This is a genomic window from Microbacterium sp. BF1 (assembly GCF_019279095.1).
Lineage (GTDB): Bacteria > Actinomycetota > Actinomycetes > Actinomycetales > Microbacteriaceae > Microbacterium > Microbacterium maritypicum.
The window spans coordinates 1-1,125 of sequence record NZ_JAGYWT010000657.1 but is presented as its reverse complement, the minus strand read 5'-3'; the positions used below and the strand labels follow the sequence as shown (position 1 = coordinate 1,125).

Genomic DNA, 1,125 nt, shown 5'->3' with positions numbered 1-1,125 from the left:
CCCGGGGCTGCCGTGACCGCCCGCATCTGGGTGGCCGCTCTCGTGCTGCTGATCCCGACGATCCTGTCCCTCCGAGGGCGGTGGGTGCTGCTGCGGCGCAACGCCGGCATGATCCTCGCCTACGGACTGCTGGCTGTCGCCGCGACCCAGCTCTTCTACTTCCAGGCCGTGGCCGTCATGGACGTGGGTCTGGCTCTGCTCATCGAGTACACCGCCCCGGTCGCGGTGCTGCTGTGGCTGTGGCTGCGAAGGGGTGAACGGCCGACCCGCCGCAGCATCCTCGGCGCGGCCATCGCCTTCGTCGGGCTCGTGCTCATGCTCGACATCCTCACGGGGGCCGACGTGAACGTGGCCGGCATCCTGTGGGCACTCGGGGCGATGGTGGGCGCGGCGACCTACTTCGTGCTCTCGGCCAAGGTCGACACCGGGCTGCCGCCCATCGCCCTCGCCGGGAGCGGTCTGCTTCTCGGCGCGGTCGGGCTCACCGTGGCCGGTGCGATCGGCGTGCTGCCGATCGCGTGGACCACCGACGACATCGCGTACCGGTTCGGCAGCGTGCCCTGGTTCGTGCCGGTGCTGGCGATGGGGGTCGTGGCGACCGCGCTCGCCTACCTGCTCGGCATCGCCTCCACGCGGATGCTGGGTTCGCGGCTCGCCTCCTTCGTCGCACTCGCCGAGGTGGTGGCGGCCCTGCTGTTCGGCTGGCTGCTTCTCGGGCAGCTGCCCGACCTGCTGCAGGCGCTCGGCGGCGTGCTCGTGCTCGTGGGCGTCGTGGTCGTGAAGCTGGGTGAGCCCGTCGCGGCGGAATTCGTCGAGCCGATGCCCGCGGGGGTGCCGGCGCTTCCTGCGAAGAATGTATACGAGAAGCCCGCTACGAAAGAACTCTGACCCTTCAATCTCGGTTTATGTATACACTGAGGGCATGACCCTCGCCGTGGAACGCACCTCCGCGAGTGATCGCGCGTACGCGGCTCTGCTCGATGGCATCCAGTCGGGCACGCTCCCGGCCGGTTTCGTGCTCGGCGAGGTCGAACAGGCCGAGCGCCTGGGTGTGAGCCGCACCCCGATGCGTGAAGCGCTGCGTCGACTCATCGCGGATGGGCTCGTCGTGCAGCAGTCGCCGCG

General features: G+C 69.8%; 2 protein-coding genes. Both read left to right on the top strand.

The window, feature by feature from the left end:
• Positions 1-888: DMT family transporter (locus KZA10_RS15795; protein WP_218683358.1), on the top strand; the 888-nt coding region annotated here is incomplete at its 5' end.
• Positions 889-922: 34 nt separating this feature from the next.
• Positions 923-1,125, top strand: a 203-nt coding sequence (locus tag KZA10_RS15790) for a GntR family transcriptional regulator (protein WP_218683357.1), incomplete at its 3' end; no start/stop codon positions are given.